The organism is Pseudomonas juntendi (assembly GCF_009932375.1).
GTDB lineage: Bacteria > Pseudomonadota > Gammaproteobacteria > Pseudomonadales > Pseudomonadaceae > Aquipseudomonas > Aquipseudomonas juntendi.
The window spans coordinates 1-531 of record NZ_BLJG01000335.1 but is presented as its reverse complement, the minus strand read 5'-3'; the positions used below and the strand labels follow the sequence as shown (position 1 = coordinate 531).

At 59.3% G+C, this 531-nt stretch carries 1 pseudogene; it reads right to left on the bottom strand.

Annotated features, from left to right (window positions below):
* A pseudogene (locus tag GYA94_RS25630) lies at positions 1–256 on the bottom strand (branched chain amino acid aminotransferase); the annotation flags it as partial.
* Positions 257–531: the final 275 nt, after the last annotated feature.

The window sequence follows — 531 nt, the reverse complement described above, 5'->3', positions numbered from 1 at the left end:
TGCGCTGCATGCGGGCGGCATTCTGGTCCGGGCGGAACAGGTTGATGGAGCCATCCTTGCAGCGGTAGGCCTTCAGGCCCTCGAAACATTGCTGGCCATAGTGCAGCGCGGTGGAGCCTTCACTGATGTGCAGCACGTTGTCTTCGGTCAGGGTGCCCTTGTCCCACTCGCCATTGCGCCATACGGACAGATAGCGTTTGTCGGTCTTGATGTAGTCGAAACCCAGCTTGTCCCAATTAATGCTTTCGTTGCTCATGACACCCTCATTGTCTTGCTAGTGCCCGATCGCTCGGGCTGCTGTTATATGCGCACCATGCCACCTTAATACATCCGTGGCGGATCGGGAACGGCCGGTCACGAATTGACAGGCTGCGATGCATTATTTGCGGGTGCTGCAGGCGCAGGGACGGCATCGAGGCTGCAAGGTGATTGTCACAATATTGTCAGCGCCTGTGAGATCGAGCGCCGCCCGCGCGGCGCATCGCGAGCTGCGCTCGCTCCCACGTTTGTTTCGGGCCAGTGAGGCCTGTG